Annotated in this window: 17 protein-coding genes; 10 read left to right on the top strand and 7 right to left on the bottom strand. The window is 59.0% G+C overall.

Annotated features, from left to right (window positions below; translation table 11 throughout):
- The first annotated feature begins 8 nt into the window (after positions 1-8).
- Positions 9-701: a nucleotide-binding protein gene (locus tag BM43_RS36430; protein ID WP_036050713.1), complete on the top strand. Its 693-nt coding sequence runs from the start codon at positions 9-11 to the stop codon at positions 699-701.
- Entirely contained in the window at positions 694-1,413 is a 720-nt protein-coding gene (locus BM43_RS36425) for a hypothetical protein (RefSeq protein ID WP_045577506.1), read from the top strand. The genes BM43_RS36430 and BM43_RS36425 overlap by 8 nt, the downstream gene beginning before the upstream one ends.
- On the opposite strand, the gene BM43_RS41115 is transcribed toward BM43_RS36425, so the two are convergent.
- The 3 genes from BM43_RS41115 to BM43_RS36415 all read right to left on the bottom strand — a co-directional run bounded on the left by BM43_RS41115 (position 1,331) and on the right by BM43_RS36415 (position 5,157).
- Positions 1,331-1,732: a hypothetical protein gene (locus BM43_RS41115; protein ID WP_127841055.1), complete on the bottom strand. Its 402-nt coding sequence runs from the start codon at positions 1,730-1,732 to the stop codon at positions 1,331-1,333. The genes BM43_RS36425 and BM43_RS41115 overlap by 83 nt on opposite strands.
- A 114-nt stretch (positions 1,733-1,846) precedes the next feature.
- On the bottom strand, positions 1,847-4,189 hold the full coding sequence (locus BM43_RS36420) for a ParB/RepB/Spo0J family partition protein (protein WP_227742955.1): 2,343 nt from the start codon (positions 4,187-4,189) through the stop codon (positions 1,847-1,849).
- Between the two features lie 134 nt (positions 4,190-4,323).
- Entirely contained in the window at positions 4,324-5,157 is an 834-nt protein-coding gene (locus tag BM43_RS36415; RefSeq protein WP_036050716.1) for a DUF932 domain-containing protein, read from the bottom strand.
- A 732-nt stretch (positions 5,158-5,889) separates the two neighbouring features.
- Here BM43_RS36415 and BM43_RS41110 point away from each other — a divergent pair.
- Positions 5,890-6,174, top strand: a complete 285-nt coding sequence (locus BM43_RS41110; RefSeq protein ID WP_127841056.1) for a hypothetical protein — start codon at positions 5,890-5,892, stop codon at positions 6,172-6,174.
- Between the two features lie 423 nt (positions 6,175-6,597).
- Here the strand turns inward: BM43_RS41110 and BM43_RS36405 are convergent, their stop codons facing one another.
- From BM43_RS36405 to BM43_RS36395, 3 genes are all read right to left on the bottom strand, one after another.
- Positions 6,598-7,221: an SET domain-containing protein gene (locus BM43_RS36405; RefSeq protein ID WP_080742123.1), complete on the bottom strand. Its 624-nt coding sequence runs from the start codon at positions 7,219-7,221 to the stop codon at positions 6,598-6,600.
- Positions 7,222-7,406: 185 nt separating this feature from the next.
- Positions 7,407-7,598, bottom strand: a complete 192-nt coding sequence (locus BM43_RS42415; protein WP_036050718.1) for a hypothetical protein — start codon at positions 7,596-7,598, stop codon at positions 7,407-7,409.
- Between the two features lie 520 nt (positions 7,599-8,118).
- Positions 8,119-8,529: a hypothetical protein gene (locus BM43_RS36395; RefSeq protein ID WP_036053280.1), complete on the bottom strand. Its 411-nt coding sequence runs from the start codon at positions 8,527-8,529 to the stop codon at positions 8,119-8,121.
- Between the two features lie 1,349 nt (positions 8,530-9,878).
- On the opposite strand from BM43_RS36395, the gene BM43_RS39750 reads away from it, so the two are divergent.
- Positions 9,879-10,784 carry a tyrosine-type recombinase/integrase gene (locus tag BM43_RS39750; protein WP_080742124.1) on the top strand — a complete coding sequence of 302 codons (906 nt, stop codon included), beginning with the start codon at positions 9,879-9,881 and terminating at the stop codon, positions 10,782-10,784.
- Positions 10,785-10,793: 9 nt separating this feature from the next.
- Entirely contained in the window at positions 10,794-11,819 is a 1,026-nt protein-coding gene (locus tag BM43_RS39745; protein WP_080742125.1) for a hypothetical protein, read from the top strand.
- Here BM43_RS39745 and BM43_RS36390 read toward each other — a convergent pair.
- Complete coding sequence (locus BM43_RS36390) at positions 11,769-14,216, bottom strand: AAA family ATPase (protein ID WP_036050721.1); 2,448 nt, start codon at positions 14,214-14,216, stop codon at positions 11,769-11,771. The genes BM43_RS39745 and BM43_RS36390 overlap by 51 nt on opposite strands.
- An 813-nt stretch (positions 14,217-15,029) precedes the next feature.
- Between BM43_RS36390 and BM43_RS36385 the strand changes: the two genes are divergently transcribed.
- The 5 genes from BM43_RS36385 (at position 15,030) to BM43_RS36365 (ending at position 22,121) form a co-directional block, all read left to right on the top strand.
- Positions 15,030-15,728 carry a DUF6088 family protein gene (locus BM43_RS36385; protein WP_036050724.1) on the top strand — a complete coding sequence of 233 codons (699 nt, stop codon included), beginning with the start codon at positions 15,030-15,032 and terminating at the stop codon, positions 15,726-15,728.
- Positions 15,725-16,771: a nucleotidyl transferase AbiEii/AbiGii toxin family protein gene (locus BM43_RS36380; RefSeq protein ID WP_036050726.1), complete on the top strand. Its 1,047-nt coding sequence runs from the start codon at positions 15,725-15,727 to the stop codon at positions 16,769-16,771. Before BM43_RS36385 ends, BM43_RS36380 begins: the two co-directional genes overlap by 4 nt.
- Before the next feature lie 206 nt (positions 16,772-16,977).
- A complete protein-coding gene (locus tag BM43_RS36375) occupies positions 16,978-17,880 on the top strand; it encodes a DUF4007 family protein (protein ID WP_036050729.1) in 903 nt (300 codons plus the stop codon).
- Positions 17,873-21,316, top strand: coding sequence for a hypothetical protein (locus BM43_RS36370; RefSeq protein ID WP_127841057.1), 3,444 nt, complete (start codon positions 17,873-17,875; stop codon positions 21,314-21,316). The genes BM43_RS36375 and BM43_RS36370 overlap by 8 nt, the downstream gene beginning before the upstream one ends.
- Entirely contained in the window at positions 21,294-22,121 is an 828-nt protein-coding gene (locus BM43_RS36365) for a phosphoadenosine phosphosulfate reductase family protein (RefSeq protein ID WP_036050737.1), read from the top strand. The genes BM43_RS36370 and BM43_RS36365 overlap by 23 nt, the downstream gene beginning before the upstream one ends.
- Positions 22,122-22,155: the final 34 nt, after the last annotated feature.

Here is a 22,155-nt window from a genome sequence, read left to right as displayed (position 1 = left end):
GGACGGCAATGGCAACGACCCTCAACCCCATCTATCTGGTCGGCGGCAGCAAGGGCGGCGTGGGCAAAAGCATCGTTGCGCTGGCGCTGGCCGATCACCTGCAACGGCGCGATACGCGCCTCGTACTGGTCGAGACGGACACGTCCAATCCGGATGTCATGAAGGCGGTCCACGGCGAGATCGAATGTGCGGCGTTCGACCTTGACGAGGCGGATGGCTGGATTGGACTGGTCAACTACTGCGATGCGAAGCGCGATGCGGCGGTGATCGTCAATACGGCGGCGCGCAATCAGGCGGGCGTGGCACGCTATGGCGCGACGCTGGCGAGCACACTCGATGAACTGGCGCGGCGGCTCGTCGTGTTCTGGGTCATCAACCGGCAGCGCGACAGTCTGGAACTGCTGCGCGAATTCGGTGCGACGTTTCCCGATGCAACCACTCACGTGGTGCGCAACGCCTACTTCGGCACGGCCGATAAGTTCACGCTCTATCAGGATTCGAACATCCGCAAGGGTATCGAGGCGAAGGGGAGGTCACTGGATTTTCCGGACCTGGCGGATCGCGTGGCTGATGACCTGCGCAGCCAGCGTCTGTCGGTAAGCAGGGCGGCAGAGACGTTGCCCATCGGGCAGCGCGCCGAACTGCTGCGCTGGCGGGCGTTGTATGACGCGATGTTTGCTGGTGTGATTGCCGATGCCTGACCGGTCCCCGGAACCCTCGTATCGCACGCGACGCGCGGGACGCTCGAGGGGTGTACGCCCGCCCGATCCGCTCGCGCGCCTCTTTCTCGACGTGTCGGGCGAAGTCCCGGACGACGCGAGCATGGCGCGTATGCGACGCGTGTCGGCGGCACTGAACCTGCACGATAACGATGCGCTGTGGTCGGTACTCGCCGTGCTCGAATACTATGCGCGGCTATACGAGGTGATGCCGGATCGCATCAGGAAAGTGGGCGAGGGCGGCCTCGACACGATGCGCGCCGAAGCGAGGGAAGCGGCGGATGTGCTGATGGCGCAGCACCGCGATGCGCTCGCGCGTTGCAAGGAAACGATACGGCTTGCCGAGCACATGATCCACGAGCATGAGGAACGCTACCGGGCCGCTCTCGCGGGGCTGAACGAGGCCGCGCTCGATGTGCTGGTGGACCGCGCCGCTAACCGGATCGCGCGTGTGGCGGGCAACCGTCTGATGGGCGTGTTTGTCATCGCGGCACGTGAGCAGCGCGCGCGACTTGACGGGGCCGTTGCGGCTTTCGAGCGGGCGACGCTGGAAGCGGAACGGCAGGCACAGGCCGGGGCGCAAATACTGGAGTGCCGGTACTGGCGCGCGCTCAGGGCCACGCTGGCGCTCGGGTTGACAGTGCTGGCCGGTGCGGCAGCGATAGCTGTCTGGCTGGCCGTGTGGCGGGGATAACAAACGGGTGCGACAGGCCAAACAGGTGCGACAGGCGCGAGAGGTGGAAAGGGGATTCCGGGCCTGTCGCGTGATGCGCCAGTGCATGGCATTGTGCCGGGGCGATGAATGTCCTGATGTCCATCAGCAGGCTGACCAGATCGTCGGCCGCCAGTGCCAGCATGGGAGACACGAAGCCCGTGTCGGTGGCCCGCGTGACCGCGATACGGAAATGCTCGCCGTTGCGGTATTCATCGTCGGTCACTTCAACCGGGGTTGTGAAAACGTGGCCGGAGCCGCCGTTGATCGCGATTACGATGACCTTGATGCATTGTTTCATGATTACCCCTGTCCGGATATGCACGCCTGACCCATGCGGGGAATGCGGCGCAGTCCTGTCGGGCTGCGCCGGGTCAGCGGGTTCCACCGGACTGACCGGCGGAACCCACGCGGACTACACAGCGTTCTGCGTCATTGACGCGTCGTCAGGCGGCGTTGCGGTTGCGGCAGTCGGGAACGGCCACGCGGGCAGCGCACCGTTGCTGGCTGTCGGGGCGGCCTCCTGTGCCCCGGTCGGGCCGTCCACCGGCGACGGCGAGCCGACACCTTCGCCGGGTTCCTTGCCGTTGATCCGGTCGTTATCGGACTCATCAGCTTGGTCGTCGCCTTGTGCCTCGCCGTCCTGCGCTTCATCGCCGGTGTCGCCTTCCTCATCGTCATCCTCATCCGCGTCATGGGCCACGCCACAGGAGCGGGCTGCCGGGATTTCCCGATCGGCGAGGATTTCCGGCAACCATGCCGACTTTGCGAGCCGCAGTTCGGCGGCGGCGGCCGCGTCGGCTTTCTTCATCTTGCCGAGGTCGGCGGCGATCTTCGGTGACACGGCGCTGGCGACGACTTCCGCGATGCGCGCCTTGCTGACATGATCGAAATACGAGGCGCGCGTGGGCGTCCAGTACCGCGTCATGTCGAGGTTCAGCGCGCTGGCAAGCGCATTGATGGCGTGAGGCCTTTCTTCCCCGGCGATGCCGTCCAGCAGGGTGCCGGTGCAGAAGGCGAGCAGGTCCAGCAGGGTTGTGCCGGGGTCCTGTTCGATCAGCCACGGCAGCAGGTCCGCGCGCCGCGCGGGCAGTTCGCGGCCCCAGCGCTCGCGCTGCGCCTCGATGACGCCCCACGCGGTGGTGGCGGGCAGGTCGTCCGCCGCGCCGAGCAGGCTGTCGCGGTTGCTGTTGCAGGACAGTGCCAGCGCATGCGGCGTGAAGCCAAGCCCGTACCGTTCCGGAAAGATTTCCGGAATCATGCGGTGCAGGAGCGCGGCGAGTGCGATGGAGGGCTGCGCGATGAGTTCCGCATGAACGGCGGCGGTACGGTGCGCGCTCAGGCGCTGGCAGAGCTTCGCGCTGTGAACCGGCTTCTCTTTCTGCGCCGGTTGTGCTGCTGTGTCCGGTTCACTGTCAGCTTCCGGCGTGCCGGTCACGGTCGCGCCCGCTGCATCCAGTGCCGCATTGTTCTCGCGGCGCACCAGACCCCGCTCGACCATCACTTCGCCCTGCGGGCTCAGGATCACGAAAGCGCCTGCCTCGGTCATGTGCTGAGCGTCCCACGTCAGCATGCGGCTTTCGAGTGCGATGAGGGCAGCCTTCACCTGGTCGATTTCGGTTTCGAGCCGTTCGGCTTCCTCGTACGCGTTCTCGTCGTGTTCCCCGAGGGCATCAAACTTTTCGACCAGTTCGTCCTGCTGTGCGGTGAGCGTATCCATCTCACGCTGTTCGTCGTGGGTGAGGGCGCGCTGCACCGGTTGTAGCCTGCCGTAGCGGTTCAGTTCAAACATGTCGCGCTCGATGCGGCCCTCGGCCCAACCCCATCCCTCACTTCGGACTGCTTCGGCAGCGGCGTCGAGCTTCTGTGCGGCGAGACGCTGCAGCAGTTCGACATCGGCAATGTATCCGCCGTTTTCATCGTCGCTGAAGAGATCCCGGCGCACGTAGCCCCCGGCTGCCTCGTAGGCGTCCAGCCCCACGAAGCGCACCAGACGGCTGCGGCTCGCGTCGATCTCGGTGCGCGTGATCGCCTGACGCAGATAGTTGGGCTGGCGTTGCCACTCGTTTGCATCGAACCAGATGCGTTCCTGCGTTTCGTGGTCATCGCTGAGCGCGAGCGCCGAAAGCTGGTCGAGCGTGATGGCGTCCTCGCGCAGCAGGGCAAGCAGCTTCGGGGAGGCGCTGGCGAGCTTCATGCGTCGTTTTACCGTGATCGGCGCAGCCGAGAAAAGCGCGGCCACGTAATCGACGCTACGACCTTCCTCAGCCAGCATCCGATAGGCGCGCAGCACGTCGAACGGGTCGAGTCCTTCGCGTTCGCTGTTCTCGATCAGCGAAATGGCGAGGGCTTCGCCTTCGCTGACGATGCGCACCGGCACCGGGTAGTCGGCGGTAATGTGGCCCTGCCCGAACAGCAGGTCGAGCGCGGCCTGTCGGCGCTGACCGGCACAGACGCCAAGCTTGCGATGTTTTCCGCGTGCCCCCTTCATCTCGTGAACAATGAGGTTTTGCAATAACCCTTTCGCCCTGATGTTCGTGGCGAGCGCGTCAATGCCGGACAGTGGTTTCGTACGGGCATTGAGCGGCGAGCGCCGCAGGGCGGAATACGGCACGGTCACGACCGGCTGCTCGTTGCCGAAACTGGTTTCGAGCAGCGGCGCAGCGTTAGCCGTCGCGTCCGTGACGGTGTCGGTTTCGGCGGCGTTTGCGGTGTCGTTCGCAGTGTCGTTCATTTGCGTGTTGACTTCGGCTTGCATGATTCACTCCAGATAGAAAAAAGGAAGATTCCGGGTCACGTGGGTACGGAACGCCGTCAGGGCCGGACACGGATAGGAGTCCTGACGGTATAAGCCGGATGCAGACGGCGATGGGCTGCCGCCCGTGCCATTGCTTACGCCTTCATCTGGCGCATGGCGTCCGCGAGCATCCACAGCGCGCGGTTCAGTTTCACGTTCTGGTCGATGCCGGTGACGGGGCGGGTGGGCATGGCACGTCCGCTGCGCGAGCGTCCGTGCAGTCCACCTTTAGTCAAGGATTCCTGAATCCGGTTGAAAACCGTCCACAGGTCATCACGGCGATCCTCAAAGCGGCGTACGTTCAGAAGCTGACTTTCGGTGATCGGCGCGGGCGCTTCCGCGTCGGTCGGGTCGTAGCGCAGCGCGAGCGCGGAGCGGGCGAGGGCGTGCTGTTCGTCGCGGGTGAGGGTCACGGCGCGCATGCCGTCCTTCTGTTCGCGGATCAGGTCAAAGCCGTCGAGCACCTCGAATGCGCCGTTGATGACGTTCTGCACAATGGAGCCCTTGTGGGGAACGCGTACCTCGCCGACGGTTTCACCCGCGACCATGCCGTTCTGGCAAACAAACCGGTAGACGCCACCCAGCATTTGATAAGAGCTGGTCCCATCGTGCGAATTGAGGAGGATGATTTCATTGATGTCCTCGCCGGTAATCTCGCTCGCAGGGCGCATGCGGATCAGATGTTTTGTGAATTCGCGTTTGTCCTGATCGCGCACGCGGGTCTGGCAGACCATGAACGGCTGGAAGCCTTCGTTGCGCAGGCCGCGCAGCACGTCGATGGTGGGGATGTAGGTGTAACGGTCCGAGCGGCTTTGGTGCTTGCCGTCCGCGAAGATGGACGGGGCGACGCGGCGGATCTGGTCGTCCGACAGGGGCGAGTCGGAGCGGAGCATCGGGGAGCCGTAACGGAAAGAGGAAGCGAGTTGCATGGCACTCTCCACAACAAAAAGATTGATCGGTGTTGCGCTGACCGGGCTCCAAGATTCCGCCCCGCTGTAGGGGTTGGGCTCGTCCTGGTGGAACCCGGGGTTGGCTTTGCCGCCGCCAGTCTCCTGAGTTCGCGCCCGTGCGACTCAAGGAGCCGGTGGCGGGCAAACGTCAAGGAACAAAGGTGAGGGAGGGGTGCGGGCAACACGGTCCCTCGCCCCTTGACGTTTGCCCGCCATCGGCTACGGTCGCGGGTGTCGGGCGGGAACACAGGGGACTGGTGGATGCGAAGCGTCGGGTTTGACCGGGATGAGCCGCCGCGCGGCGAGCGCGAATGTGGAGGCCGCGTGCGGCCTTCACCTGACTGGGGTAAAGGTGCTGGTTGTCGGGGGAGAGGTTTTGCGCCAGGGATTGAAGCCCGGGAGGGCGGGACGCCGCCGGCGGCCCGGTGCGAAGCACGAAAGCCCGCCCGCAGCTCAGCGTGGGGGCGCCCAGAGGGTTTCAGGACTGCGATGACACAGCCTGCTGCATCGAACCGCTGACACTGGCCGTTGAGGACAACGCCATGACAGGCGGTGGCGACGTCAGGCTGAAGTGAACACGCGCCCCTTTGCGGCGAGGTCTTCAAGGTATGTATGACGGATAGCCTATGCCCGCGCGGATACCTGCCGGCGGAGCGGCATCGCCCTGATCGTTGCTAGAATGCCGGACTGGACAACAGACCGTTATGACCCATGCCTTTGCCAGCCGATGTTGAACTGCTCGCGGGTTTGAGCATGAATGACCGGGACGCCACATCGACACCGCATGGCCCTGCACCCGGGCGTTCACGGACCAGCGCGATTGCCGGATCGCGCATCCGGTTCCGGGACCACGAACTCGTGGTGGTCGAGATTGGACCCTTCGCGCGTGCGCAGGGCGCCACCGTGATATTTCGCGCGCGATCGGTGGGCGCGCAGGCCGTGCCGGTGGGCGCAATCATCGGGACGCGCTGGGGCGTCTGCGAAGTGGTGACCTGAACAGTGAAGTGAGCAGGCGGGAGATCCCTCGCTGACTGCTCACGCGAAGCTAATGTGCACGCACAAATGCGGCGTAAAATAACCGACCGGGTTCGCGCGTTGGGGCAGATCCTTGCGACGTTCGGGCAGATCATGATGACGTGCCTGACGCTCGAGATTCAGCGGACCGGGAACCAGACGCATCACCCCGCACAGGTGTGAACTGTCGGAAGGGCTGAGCGAAGCGCAACCCGCGTGCGGGACGGGTTTTCCTGACCTGCGCCCAGGCAGGAAACCAGACGGGACCGGCGGTGTCGACCATGCTCATGCGGAAGGTGCCGGTGTTCTCCCCGGTGTTGCCGGGCGTTTGCACGGGAGGTTCGCGCCGGGCATGACGCCCTATGAATTCCACCGCTCCGCGACGAAGCAGCATCGGGGGCCCCGCTATGCGTCGATCAGTGTGTCCGCGATAGTCGTTCGAATGTAGATTGCGGGCCGTGCTGCCACGTCCGCATCCATCCTGTCCTCGACCAGCCCACGGGCAGACGCTGAAATATGCTCCTTCCATGGCCGCCTTCCCCGTCTGGCCAGCATGGTTCCCCGGCAGTCTGGCGCGCCGCAGTGGCAGGCGTACCGCTCCCGAAGCTGACGGGTGAGCCGTCCCTCCACGAAGAGGGCGTAGTCGATGCTGAGTTCTTCGCCGGCCGGTACCGGGTTCACGGTGCGAATGAAGATCCGGCCATCGCGGTCCTCGGCTTCGCAGTTGGGGCGACATGCATGGTTGAGCCATCTGGCACTGTTGCCGCCGATTGCCCCGTCGATGACGGTACCGTTGCCGACGTCGAAATAGAAGGTGTGATCCGGCTGTGCCGGATCGCGTGGGTGACGGAGCACGGCCTCGTCCCATGATATCCGTTCACCCAGGTATTCGCAGACGAGTTCGCCGGCCACAAGCGCGCACGTCGCGAACACCCCTTTGCCGTGAACGGGCGAGCGCCGCACAGTAAACCGGCTGCGGCGACGCAGGACACTGGCAGGTTTCAATGAGAGGGTATCAAGGGCGTTCATCAGCGGCATCGTCGATACGGTTGCGGGGCCGACGTAATCGACCAGGGAATAAGCATAGATTGCACGGCCGAAATTTCCGTTGCAACCGGTGCAGCGCGTTACCTGCGTCAACGCTGACGATGGCAGGGGAGACAGCCGTGTGGCGTGAACCGGGCTGCGCAGCAGTTGCGTCTGGCCGGGAAGCGCTACAGTATTCTCAGGTCACGGATCCTGCCGATCTGGGGGGATCGTTTCAGAATCAGGTCTGCGATGAATTCGGGGAGCAGGGCGCGCGGAATGTTCGCAGGGACGTCGTCGACCAGATGCGAAGTGATACGGGCGATATAGTCATTGGGGGCGCTTGCCAGACTGTGCTCATAACTGACTCGGTACTCCATGATCAGCCGCGCTCCGACAGATATTTTCTATGCGACCGATTCTATCAGCAGTTGGCGCGACGATTGATGATCGAGCAGCCGGCTCCCGGTGAATGCAGAGAGGCGGGGGCTCCTGAATGGTCGGCGAAAGTCCCAGGTCGGAAGTCTGCCTGTGCAACGTGGTGTCCGGGCGCATCGCTTCGGAGACACCGCGCGATGCCGACATACGCATAGATGTCTCCCGGGGGAGCCATGCGCGATCAGTGTTCTGGCCTTACGGTCAGTTCTCGCGCTGATCCCTTGTGCGGTGCCCACACCGGGGACAATGGATCGTTCGCAAAGATCTGCTGCCTGAAGAAGCGCGGGCGGATCGCCTGCCCATATACCCGCACCACGCTGACTGGTCTCACGAAGCAGGGTGTCCATCGGTCTGGCAAGGTGCTCGATATACCAGCGAAGTCGTTGTGCAAAGAGCGGCGCCGCGCGAGTTTTGCCTGTATGTCAGGCTATGGCCCGACGTGTGCGTCGGGAACCCCGCGATTCAGGTGTCGTGATCGTCGTCTGGCGCAATCGGCGACAGCGCGTCGGTGGCAAGAAAAATGTTCAACTGCTCGTCGGCCTGTGCAATCCGATGCGAGGGGAGCGTCGAAAGCTGCTCGTCGTGCAGCGACAGAACGTGTTCAAGGGCTCGCCCGTCAGCTTCAGACAGCGACCAGTCGCCTGCGGCCTTGATGCATGCGGCGATAGCGTGCAGCGCCGCCTCGCAGATCAGGAAAGGCCTGAGGGAGCGACGAGCACTCAACGTTTCGTGAATGAAATAGGCGAGGTACACGGTCCTGAACAACCGGCCGATCAGTTCGATATTGCAGTTTCCCGAGCGCAACGCGGCAAGCGCCAGATGGTGCTCGAGTGAGCGGCGACGCCAGATCGTCGCCGGGAGCGGCAGCAACATGTCCCGCGTCATCGGCCGTCTGCCGCCAGATTGTCTTGACTTGCGTGGCTTTGGGGTCGGCGCCATAAAATAGCTTTTAGTCCGTTGACGCATTCTACGGCACGTGCAAGATCCTGAGGCCGCGGCTGCAGGATGTGCGTGGCAAGGCGTACCGGTTAAGAAAAAGTCCCAAGATATGTGGTGTTCCCACCACCGGCAAAATAATCGAGCTTTCAGATCGGCCTACAAGCCGCCCCCTGGATTCGATTTAAGAGCTTAACCATCCTCGTCCACGCGGCATCACGCACATTGTTCAGGTCGCTTGTCGCACGGAGGACGACGCCCCGTTCATTTCAGAGTCCTTCGGTAGTTCTGTTCAGGCGGGAATAGGCCTTACACCATTTGCAGATTGGCTTGCAGTTGCGGTTTGGCAGCCGCATCTGCAAGCCCGCGGAACGTGGGCCGTCGATCCGTTCCGGTTGGTCTCAAAAAATTGAACGACCTCCTCGAACGTTTCTTCGTGTCACCGGCTATCTGCCGGCGGTGTTGCGTTGATCTGCGTGACTTTGGGTTGGGTGCCATAGAAAATTTTCGGCTCGTTAGCGTATTTTACGACACGGCAACTCTACGTGCGGGCGGCGGCGTCAGGTCAATGATATGAACACAAATGCCCAGCAAATCTGGTGAAGAATATCAAGTCGCGCTTGCCGAAGCGGTTGACACCGGTACATTGCGCGACACCAGAGAGACAGCCGCGAGTAAGAATAGACGAGGCGACGAGGGCAAAGAAATGTTGGAGGAAGCCGGCTCCTGTATCCACGGCGTCTGACGTCTGACTCGTCCCCGATGACGCTGCCCCGAGATTGCCCGCTCGCCGGCAGCCGCCTACTGCGCTTATTGTCTGCCGAACGACGCTATTGAAATACTGACGAATTCCTCATTGCTGACGCCGCTCGTGACGGAAGGCGCAGTCGTACGCGACTACACCACCGCGGAATACGACGTCCGGTAAATCCGGCTCCTGAAGCAACACCAGTCTGTTACGCGGCCACGACACCGTTCCCGAACATGCGTGCCATAGGGAATGGCGCTCACGCCGTGAATTCTCGCTGAAACGTCGTTTGTGAGCTGGTCGATGATCTATTCCGGCCAGTTGCCAAGCAGCGCTGACGGTACGCGTCGTGGGTGATTTGCAAGCGTTGAGCGATCGCCCGGTGGCGTCAGCGACACATAACCCCTCCCGCGTTACGTGCCGGATTGCGGGGTATCAGTGCATCGCTGTGATAGTGGTTCCTATGTTCTGTTTTGGGGTCGTTGACACACTTCGCAAGTGGGCGGCTCTCCGATAACCTAACCGTGATGAGATACCTATGACCTTGACGGAAGCAAAAAAAAAATTCCTGCGGCACTGCGGATTGGCCGTTAGCTTATCCGAGAATACGTTGCGGGCGTACACCAGTGATCTCGATGACGCACTTCGACACCTTGGTCGACGTGGAAAACTCGAAAGCATTCGAACGGAACATCTACGGGGGTATATCGAGTACCTGCGTGTGCAGCGTCGGCTCAAAGAGACAACCATAAAACGTCGACTGGCAAGCCTGAAGTTATTCTTTAAATGGGTCCAGCGTGAAAAGCTGATCAGCGAGAATCCGTTCGATATGCTCAATGAGCGGATAAGATTACCCAAGCGTCTTCCACGGGCACTCGATAGAGGTGATAGGGAGTCGCTGCGAAAGGCACTAATCTGGTGCCGCGGCACAGACGACTTTGACGCGATTCGCAGCAAGATTGCCGTCCACTTATTACTTGATACGGGCATCAGGGTCGGCGAGCTCGTTGCGATCGACCTTACAGACGTGTCTCTCGCGAGTGGGTCTCTAGTTATTCACGGTAAAGGAAACCGGCAGCGCCTGGTTTATCTGTTACAGAAGCCGCTATATCGGAAGATGGAGAAGTACCTCGCATACCGTCAATCGGTCCAAGCGTCTAGCGAGCGGCTGTTTGTCTCGGCGGGCGGAAGGCCAATTTCAACCGTCAGCGTGCGGGCTGAATTGCGACGAATTTCCAGAGCAGCGGGTATTGCTCGTCATGTTACGCCTCACATGCTGCGCCACACGTGTGCGACACAGTGGTTGGAAGGCGGCCTGGATATCCGATACGTGCAAAAACTGCTCGGGCATCAGAGTATCTCCACGACCGAAATCTACACGCACGTCTCCGATCAAGGTTTGAGAGAAGCTCTTTTCAGGGCCACAGGAGGCTTCAGACGATAACTAGGAATTATGATCACTGAGAGCAGCCCGAAAGTTTGGGACGAAACGATCCTCCTCGTCGCGGATGCGACCCAAGCAAATGTGCCTCGAGATGAATTTGATCGTCGTATCGATCAGCCGCTTCGTCGCACTGTCGACGCCATGCACGGGGCACTCGAACGTTGCTGTAAGACCGTACATCGCTACTCAAATCTTAATGACTTCACGCAGCAGATAGGCAGGTACCCTAACAGCCTCGTGTTTCCTTATTGGTTCGGCCAACAGAGTCGAAGCCGGCACGGACTTGTGCCAGCGATTTGTGAAGCAGCAAACACTATGTTTGTAGGTGCAGATGCCTTTGCAAAAGTGGTATGCAACGACAAGGAGCTTTCCAAGGAGATCTGTCGTCAGGCTGGTTTGTCGGTTCCATTGTCTGCCGTTCTTATGGAGCCCGGTGATCTCCGTTACGCCGACTACTTGTCCTTACCTGTAGTCGTGAAGCCGAACTATGAGGGCACTTCGCTCGGCATCACTCAGCGCAATCTGTGCAGGACATGGGCTGAGGTCACGGAGATATCAGGGCACCTTTTTGCACGCCTTGGGCAGCCCGTCATCATCGAAGAATTCATTGCTGGGCGAGAATTTTCCGCGTGTATGCTGGGTACATCGAACCAGACCGTTGCGATCAACATTGGCGGCTGGAAGATCGACGGTGATCCGAGATATCTTGACGAGCGGCTGAACACGTTTGATCTGAAATTGCCGAATGAACGGACGTTCGAGTGGGAGGCTCTCACGCAGATGTTTCCTCAAGAAAGCCTGGATGCGTTCCGAAGCTGTTTCACAAGGCTTGGAAAGGTAGAGCTCTTAAGGATCGATGGCCGAGTCAGGGGAAACGATGTCGTGATACTGGAACTCACCCCCGACATCTATCTTGGTGACGACGGTGAGTTTTGCCGTGCATTCGGACATAACGAAACGAATTACGATACCTTCATCTCGCGTTTAGTCTCCAATTGCCTCGAAGGGTACAAGGCCGGCATGCCAATGTGCTAGGTAGATAGGGTGAAACACCATCCGGTATCGTCGAGAGCCCGTGTTGGGTGCTGAGCGGCGAGCTCGGCGATAAGCCCAGTAAGCTTCGTCGATGCCGGAATCCAGCGCCGACCATCTGTCGTAGAGTCGGTTAGCTGACTCCTCGTTTCCTTGATTGCGTTCGAGCTGCTCGAGGTTATACAGCACAATTCGTCTAATTTCGGTATCGACCGAAACGTCGTCGATGCGCTCGTAAAGCACGCGAGCAACGGACATGGCTTGCTGTACGCTACCTGCCATTACGTACCAGATCAGGATATTAGTCTGTATGAGAATCCTGTCCAATTGGTCGTAGGACAACACGAGGGCCTGTTGTAGTAGCTGCAGGCACGCTCTTTCCGCATGCCCGCGGTACATTGACAACACTGCACGATTTGCTAACAGCATCGGTTGCTGCAACCACACGCGTTGCCCGACCTCCTCGGCCTCGCTAAGGAAAGCCTCGGCTTCGTCAAGTGCCTCTGTATAACCGAGCTGCTGCACAAGCGAGATGCATATGCTTGCGTAGTCCCGCCATTGATTGGTTGCTTTGGTCAAGGCGGCCGCCCGTTGGAGGTACTGGTTGCAACGTTTGATGTCACCGTCTTTGTACATACATAAATCTGCATACCTAAGCAACGTTGGGAAAGCGGGCAAGCCAGAGAAACGCTGTTCATCCACGAAACTCAAGTAATACTCTCTCGCCTCAACGAGACGATTTGAATTTCGCAGACCGTGCAGCTTTACGAGCCTCAAACATAGCTCGGCATCAAAGTGATCAGGATTAAGGGGGTCTAGTTGTGCGAGGTGGCTTTCCGCCAATCTTATGCCCCTCGCCGCCTGCCCTGCGGAACAATAGAGTTCGGCGAGAAGGAACTGATATCGTCTTGGTCTATCTTCAGTCAACAAAAGGCAGGCTAACGCTTCATCAAACCATCCTGCCTCGTAGAAAAAGCAGCATTGCGCGCGAACAATTCTCGCGATCGCGTCTTTTTCACCTCCAAATTTTAGCTTATCGATGACATGCCTGAGGTACGTCACCATACTTCGAGGATTACGTGAAGATATGCCCTTGTAACCAATCTCTTCGAGCGTTCGCGCAATCCCCACGATATCGTTGAGCTCCGCGCACTGATGGAGAAGCTGCCGGCAACGGTCTTCGTCAGAGGCGAAGACCGTTCTATGAGGCAAGGTGCGATATAGGTCGCGCCAGTGCTTTCGGAATGTTGTCTTAATCGTGGACAGCAGCGCATCGCGCTGTACGAGATCGCTAACGCGAGTTTGGCACATCACGTCGTTCTCGGTGGCAATAACGAGTAATTGGCTGTCCAATTGATCGATCGCAAGGTCGATGTCAACAGCGCCGTCGAATAGCGACGCGACCATAGGTTCGTCGAGTAGTTCGCTCAGCACCCCGCGGTCTACCGGACCGGCATGGGCCGAGATGGCTAAAAGGACCTTCTTGGTATCGGTGTCGAGGATAGAGAGCGCGGTAGCAGTGGTTCGAACAAGGTTGTCCTCAGTGATGTCGAAGATTTCAAGAATGCCCCGGTCACGAGACTGAAGATACACAGCCTCATCAAACGGCCTGAGATCGCCCGTCTGTGTGAATTGCGTGCGTAAAGGCCTTGCAAATCTCGGCGGCAAGGTGGCGAAAAGACGATCCGCGTATTCTTCCCCAAGCGGATCTACCGCAAACTTTAGGACCCTACGACCAACGAACTGGACTGGAAGGGCTCTATCGCCATCACCGGCCTTCTCGGTGTACTCCAAGAAAAGGATGGCTTGTGTGTCGTCGAGCAGATGCACCAACAAGTCTAGCTCTGCGCCTTCAAGCAAGTGTGCATGATCGACATGTACGATTGTCGGCACCGATTGCAACACTGACTGTGCGTAAACGATTCGCTGGTCGTCGCCAGGCCCGGTCCAACGCCGTTCTGAAAGGCGACTCGTAACTGCTGACGACACCTGCCCATAAGTTTCCATCGCGAATTTTGACGCTAAACCGGGGAGCATCGACCTGGCGACGATGGACCCTACGGCCTCCGTTGCGCGCAGCAGCGAAGTGGACCACTGCTTGTTTGTGCGGAAATCGGCGAAGGTGGCGAACCCGTGCTCAGGCGCCACAGCCGATAACCGTCGTTGAATTAATTCCGGCACCGGAGCCCCATCGGCCAAGTCTCCGGACGCGGGGGCTCGGTCGCAGTACAGGTAGCAGTACTTGGAAGCAACCTTGGATGCTGCCTGTCTGAACAACGCCGATTTCCCCACACCAGCCTTTCCGGTCGCGATCACCATACGCGTGGACTCCCGGGAGGCTGTCGCCAGCACCTCGGATAACCGTTCTAGGTGGCGGCGACGGTTCAGAAACTCAGCCATATAATTCCTAGTTATCGGTTGTGGCTTGAAAATCTCCGTACTTACAGTACGCACCGTCGCAGGTGGCGTGATCTTACGGAATAGTCGAGGGTCAGTCTGTCAAGTTTCTTGCTGAGGTCTGGAATACGAAGGCGAGTCAACATCATCGCATTGGTGACGCCCGATGGAGAAAGAATCGTTCGAGTCATTTTTTCCTACCGGAGAACCCGCGTCTGCTTCGGCGATTGTGCAGCGGTCATAGGTGGGTAACGGCAGATTGAGACCGAATTTTAGGGCCGCCAACCGGAAAGAAGCCGGACAGCCGCCCTAGGGAGGCACTCGTGGAGTCCGGATGGACGGTGTCATAACTCACCATCGGCGACGCGGTCGCATATTGCATTTTAGTCGGCGGCGCGCAGCCAGAAGGCTGCGGCTCACCTCTTCTCGCAACAGAAGAAGGGCATGTATCCTGGTGATACCACCTTAACTTCTCCAGGTAATGCATTCCAGACATGCTCGAGTAACTTCACCCCAGTACGGGCGGGCTACGCTGGCTGGGCGTACATCTGGTAATGTCGGTCAGCCATTTCTGATTCGGAGCGGCTGCATGGCTGTGGCCGGTCCGGATCGTGATCTTCGCGTATTCCGGGGCGGTCCGGAGAGGCGTTGACTATCGGATCGGGAGCATAGCAAGGGCTTCCGGGGCGTTGCAGTCTTCTGGATCGCGCAATTACGCGGGTAACATGGGTAGCTCGTCTGAAATAATTATACAAATTTCGGACATCATTGCTTTTCGTCCGAAAATAATGTACAAATATCGGACGGAGGTGCCCAATGAGCGATCTTAAGGCCGCGATAATCGCCCAGACGGATATTGCCCCTTCTGGACAGGTATGGGTGCCGACCGACTTCGCCCATCTCGGAGGGCGCGATGCCGTGGACAAGGCCTTGCAGCGCCTTGTCGCGGCAGGCCAGTTGCGTCGCATCGACCGCGGTTTGTACGATCGCCCCAAGATGAACAGCCTGACCAAGAAGGCCGCGGCCCCGGATTATCGTGCGATCGTGGATGCGATCGCACGCCGGGATCAACTACGTCTGCTGGTTGATGGCATGACCGCCGCGAACGACCTGGGCCTGACCGATGCCGTGCCCGCGCATGTCACGATCCACACCGATGCACGGCGGCGCGCTATTCAACTCGACAAGCTGACGATCCAGTTCAAACTGACTGCCCCAAGCCGCCTGTATTGGGCTGGCCGGCCGGCTATGCGCATCGTGCAGGCGCTGCATTGGCTTAAGGACACCTTGCCTGCGGACAAGCCACGCATCGTCAAGCGGTTGACCGCGCTGTTGGATGACCCTGTACAAGGAGACTCCATTCGCCATGATTTGCTGGTGGGTTTTCACACGCTACCCGCATGGATGCAGGCCATCGTTCGTGAGCTGCCCGAATGCGATCCGCAGGCTGGCGAGTTCGAGGCGCCGGGCGCTGTTTCCAGCAAGCGCCTCAAACATAGAGAGGCGTCGGCATGAATCCGAATTTCAATACGGTCATCCAGGTCAGTGACGACGAGCGGCGTGGTCTGTTCCTGACGGCGGCGGCCCGCCTAGGCACGACGGTCCAGAACATCGAAAAGGACTTTTGGGTCTGCTGGACTCTGGACGCGCTGTTCAGCGGCCTGCCGCCAGATGGCCCGCGATTGCTGTTTAAGGGCGGCACTTCATTATCCAAAGCCTTCGGGATTATCTCCCGGTTTTCCGAGGACATCGATATCACGGTATTCCGTCAGGACATCGGCGAGCCGATTGAAGCCGAGGATCTCGATGCGTTGAGTGGCAAACAGCGGCGTATACGGCTCGATCGCATTCGTAACGCATGCCAGCGATACATCGCTGAGGGCATGGCAGCACAATTGCGGGCGATCGCGGAGCAAATTATGCCCGCCGACCGATTCCGCCTAGACTTGGACCCCGACGATCCCGACCAGCAAACACTGTTGTTCTGGTATCCCGTCGTGTCGGCGGCCACGGACGGTTATATCCGCTCCGCAGTGAAGATCGAGGCGGGCGCGAAGTCGGCGCTCGACCCCCACGAAGCGGCCACCATCATTCCCTACGCTGCTGATGATCTGCCCGATCTTGAGATGGCTGTGCATAACGTCACGACCGTCAAGCCTGAACGTACCTTCTGGGACAAGATCATTATTGTGCATGGGCTGCGCCAGTGGTATGAGCGCCGAGGGCAACTGCGGCAGGGCGGCCAGCGTGTTTCCCGCCATTATTACGACATCTACCGTCTGTTGCAGCATCCTGACGTAGCGACCTGGCTGGCTGATCGCGAGCTGGCGGGGGACTGTGCACGGCATGCCCGGCTGTTCTTCGGATCGCCGGACCTCGGGCTCGATAACGCAGCGCCGGGAACGTTCACGCTGGTACCTCCGCAGCAAATGCATGAGGCGCTGACCAGGGACTATGGTGCCATGATGGGAATGATTTTCGGAGACGCGCCTTCCTTTGATGCCATCCTGGCAACAGTCCGTGAATTGGAACAAACGATCAATGCTGCATGCGCCTAGGACGGTGCCTATTCCCGCGCCTGTCCACAATGATGTGCAGAGGTATTGGGACCGCTGCCAGGACCAAGAATTTGGAGTTGTAATAAAATGCAAACACAACATAGGCGATCTGCTGTCGCAAATCGAAACAGGCGCATGCCCGTGGCATATTCCTTTGCGGAAGATGGGCTCAAGGTGAATAAATACAAGAAGGAAGGGAGCACGGCGTGAGTAGCGACAGACAAGTCAATCGTTTTTCCGGACACGAATCGTTTATCTGCCGCTATGGCTGGCTGCCGAAGGTATATCGCGCGGTCAAGAATGACGCTTCGCTGCTGCGCAACGATGAGCGCGCCACGCAGGCACTCGGCATAGGCCGCAACATGGTGAAATCCATGCAATTTTGGGGTGAGGCCAGTGGCGTTTTACGATCGGCGAACGAACGGGGTCATGAACCGGGACCCGTCGGCAAACTGCTGTTTGGCGGGCGCTCGCCCTGGGATTCACACCTGGAATCATTGGAGTCGCTTTGGCTAATTCACTGGTATCTGGTTTCTAAGGGTGGCCTCGCAGCCTGGTCAGAAGTGTTTGGCGAAGGCAATCTCATTCGTTTCGAGAAGAAGCAGCTTGTGGCCGCGCTAGCACAACGTGGCGAAGGTGCAGCCCGCCCGCTTGCGATGAGCACTCTCGAACAGCATGCGAGCATCTTTATCCAGTCCTACTACCAAGAGGAGCGAGGGACAGACGACACACTATGGTGTCCGTTACAGGACCTCGGGCTGATGAAGGCGATCAAAAGCGAGAGTGGCAGCACGGTATATAACACGGAAGCGAAGGCGCCTGTGGGCCTAACATGCCGGATATTCGGTATCGCGCTGACGGACTTCATTGCGAACTCCGAAAACGGGCAGTCTATTGAATTCCAACGATTGCTCAAGTCTCCGGGATCTCCCGGCCTGGTATTTCGGCTCGACGAAGCACAATTAAGGATTTTTGTGGACAAGCTTGTTGAACTGAATCCAACGGCAATTCGTTTCGTCGATACAGCCGATACGCAGAACGTCATCATCGACCTGGAAAAGATTGACCAGCAATATCGGCTGCAGTTAGAAGAGGTGGCTCATGCCTAAGAAGATTATCGACGGCCTGACGCTAGCTGGGAGCCATACGCGGTCTGTAGCGCTGGATCGCGACATTGGAAATGCCGCTGCGGCGAGCAACTACATGGTGACGGCCGCCGCAGCGGCTGCCTTGCGACAGATCGGGGACGGCCTCGCGGAAAAATCGGTTCAGCGCGCATGGAAGATCGTGGGACCGTACGGCAGCGGAAAGACAGCGCTGGGAGTTGTGCTGGCACAACTGGCATCCGGATCCAAGGCGTTTCCCGCAACCCATCGTATGGTCGCTGGTGTTGCTCCGCGGCTATCCACATTATTTGAGGGCTGCAAGCGGTACCCATTGACGGTTGTTGGATCACGTACCTCGGTAGGCCGAGCCTTGGCTGCTGCGGTGGCGAACACGCTTGCCGGATGGCATGGCAAGGCAGCAGCGGCGTTGCGGCGCGCTCTGGACGTACAAGCAGGGACGTACAAAGGTCTCGCTCTGAATTCTGTCGCGGGGGAGTTGGCTGCTGATGTGGCGACCGTTGCACAGGCTGAGGGGTATGACGGAGTACTGCTGCTGGTGGATGAGGTCGGTAAGTTCATTGAGCATGCCGCGCTTCGCCCGGAAGAGGGCGACCTGATTGCTTTGCAGCAAATAGCCGAGCGTGCTTGCACTGAAGGTGATGAGAAGCTGGCGGTGGTCGTAATGCTGCATCAACACTTTGCGAGCTATGCCGCTGGGGTCGGTCGTTCACTCAGCGACGAATGGCACAAGATTGCCGCGCGGTTCGATGAGGTGGCCTTTGACGAACCTGTCGAACGTTATGCCCACTTCGCGGCACATGCCCTCAAAGTAAAGTCTGTAATCAAGAGCGATACGACGCTGGTAAATGCAGCGAACGCGCTCTATGCAAATGCGCGCAAGTTGGGCGTGTTGCAAGCGAAATCCGAAAGCGATCGCGTCCTTTTCAGGCAAGCGGAGATGTTGTATCCGCTCCATCCTCTGACCGTCGCATGTTTGGCGATTATCTCGAAACGCTATGGTCAAAGTGAGCGATCATTCCACGCCTTCCTACGCGGCAATGAGCTATTCGGGTTGCGAGATTTCGCGCACCGGCATGAACTCGGTGAATGGTTCGGCCTGTCTGAAGTATTCGATTATCTGGCGCACGGCTACAGCCTTCGGTTCCGCGATCTGGGTGCTGAGCGGAGGTGGGCCTTCGCGTTGGCAGTGCTTGAGCGGCAGACATTCGAATCGGGATGTCTTCGGATCCTGAAAACTATTGGCGTACTGGAATTGGTTTCCACGGGTGTCACATTGCCTGTCAGCGCGAAGCTGATTGCATTCGCTTTGGGCGAGCGCGATGTTGGGCCTATCGTCGTGCAATGCGACGACCTCGTCGATAAAGGCATCTTGTTGCGCCGTGGCACTGGAACGTATGCGTTTGCTGTATCGGATGCAGTGAACATTGAGGCTGTCTACGAGAAAGCAGCGCGTTCGGGTGAAGAAAACCTCGCGATCAGTGGTCTGTCGAGTGCACTGTCCCAGCGGCTGATCGTAGCCAACAAGCACTATGATGAAACGGGGACTATCCGCACGATGGCGGTAGCGGCTGGATCTCCCGGTGCGTGGCCAAAGCGACAGAAGCTTCGGGACGGTGAACTGGCACCAGATGCTTGGCTGAATCTGGTGATCACTGTCAAGGGAGCGGACACAGAGAGCCAGGCGCTTGATCGGATCAAGCAGGAAACCGACAAACTGACCATTTCTGCGGTGCTTGCTTTGGAGCCGGACGGCAGGGCGGCGCTTGCAGAATATGCGATTTGGCAGGCGGTGCAGCGTGAGGTTGACCACAAGCGCCTGGATCCATGGACAAGCCAATATGTCTCGGGACGGCTGCAAGGCGTGCGTGAGACGATCGAGCGATTGGTGTTATCGCAACTTATGCCGCTCTCGGACCGGCCCGGCCCGAAGTATTGGTATCAGGGTAAGCCCATTCCTCGTAGTGAGTTGATGAATCTGAGCCAGTTGGCCTCGTGGCTCTTCGATGAGCTCTACGACGCGTCTCCGCGCGTGGTCAACGAATTAATCAATAAGGATCGACCCCCGTCCGCTATCGTTCTTGCCAGGCAAAGGATGTTTGAGGTCATCCTTGGTGGCGACGCAACCCGTCCGATTAGCGGGGACTCCGAGTATCCGCCTGAGCGTCTGATTCACCATACCCTCTTGCGACAGACAGGGCTCTGGGTTGAGGAAAACGGTTGCTGGCGACTGACGGAGCCGACCGCGGAGGCGCCCATCGATATCACTCACGTCTGGGATCGCATTTCGGAGTTGCTTCGCTCAGGTGAAGGGCAGACATTTCAAGCCTTGCTGGACGATCTGGCCAGACCGGGACTGGGTATCCGGTCTGGTCCGGCGGGCATCTGGATCGTGATGTACCTGTTGATTCGTCGCAGCCGATGTGCAGTATTCGAGCGGGGAACGCTGGCATTGGAGGTGACTAATGAACTGCTGCAGCGGATGTTCAAGAATCCGTCCGCTTTTGAGCTGCGCGAGTTGAATGTTGACGAGCACAGTATGAGGCTGCTTCAGGCATACCGTACAGCGATCGCAGCGGTCGGTTCCACCGTTGGTGGAGAGTTGACCTTCCTCGAGTTGGCTCGTAGCCTGTACCGCTGGCGTGGACGGTTGCCCGAGTTTGCTCTTCAGACTGGACGGGTGTCGAAAGATGCTGTGCTCGTGAGATCCGTTCTGGGCAAGGCGCAGGATCCCATCGAGTTGCTCACGGCCAGCTTGCCTAGACTCCATCACGAGGCCAGAACCAAAGAATCGTTCGCTGATTGGCTGATCCGCATACTGTCGGAGCTTGGTATGGCGCACCGCCGGTTGCAGGAACAGGTCATGACAGAAATCGGAAATTCCTTCGAAATACATGGTCCTCTGGGTCGTGTTCGTAATCAACTGCAGGCTGAATGTGCGACTGCGGCGTCTGACCTCGGGGACGCACGACTGAAAAGCTTTATTCTCCGGTGTACGGATCTTTCGCTAACCGATGAGAAATGGCTGGATTCTATCGGCAGTCTCATCGTACAGCGTCCCCTGGATGCATGGGTTGATGAAACGATCGGCCGGTTTAACCAGGAGCTGAGCGAACTATGCGCCAAGTACAAGCGATGGCTTCGCGTCGTCATGCAGCGCGGCAAGGTACCTCGAGCGGTAGAGCGCTTTGTTGGGGTAACTCTGACGATGCCGGGTGGACAGGAGTCGTCGTTATTCTTCGCTGCAACAGAGCAGTCCGCACACGTTGCACGCGAGGTTGCCGCATCGATCAAGAAGCAGACGGGGGGCAATATTCAGCTTGCGGCGGCCGCTTTGGCGCAGGCACTGCTTGAAGTGCACGACGCGGATGCATCGAAAGAGGAACAGGAAAAGGACCATGGCCGAAGAAAAGCGGGTTAGACACATTCTGAGCCTGTCGGGCGGCAAGGACAGTGCAGCATTGGCGATCTATATGCGCGACCGGGTGCCAGAGATGGAGTACATCTTCAGCGATACCCGCAAGGAATTGCCGGAAACCTACGAGTATCTGGAACGGATTTCCAGCTACCTCGGCAAGGAAGTGACTCGTCTGAACGCCGACGTGGGTTTTGATCACTGGTATGAGATGTACGGCGGGATGATTCCTTCGAATCATCGTCGCTGGTGCACGCGGGCGTTAAAGCTCAAGCCGTTCGAGCAGCATTGCGGCAATGACGAAGTCATCAACTATGTTGGCCTCCGGGCGGACGAAGAACGCAGTGGCTACATCAGTCACAAGCCAAACATCACGGCCGTCTACCCTTTCAAGGAAGACGGTCTGATCCTGCGTGATATCGAGGAAATCCTGCGCAGCTCCGGTGTGGGGATGCCACCATACACGAAGTGGGGCCGAACACGATCCGGCTGCTATTTTTGTTTCTACCAGCAGAAGATCGAATGGGTCCGGTTGAAAGAGACGTATCCAGATCTCTATGACAAGGCGAAGGAGTACGAGCGTCCGTATGAGAAGACAGGGAATTTCTTCACGTGGAGTCAGGGAGAGAGCCTTGCGGAGATGGAGCAGCCTGCCCGGATGGAGCAGATCAGGCGGGAACATGTCATTCGTGTCGAACGGAAGGCCGCCCGCAAGGAAAACGCGACCCTGGCCGAAGTGTTCGCACAGGATGTCCAGGCAGAAGAGCCAGACGATGACGATGATCAGGGTTGCCTAGTTTGCCAACTCTAGGGATGTCTGGTTTGCCGGCTCTAAAACGATAACT

Source organism: Burkholderia gladioli, from assembly GCF_000959725.1.
Lineage (GTDB): Bacteria > Pseudomonadota > Gammaproteobacteria > Burkholderiales > Burkholderiaceae > Burkholderia > Burkholderia gladioli.
This window is presented reverse-complemented; position numbering and strand designations above follow the sequence as displayed.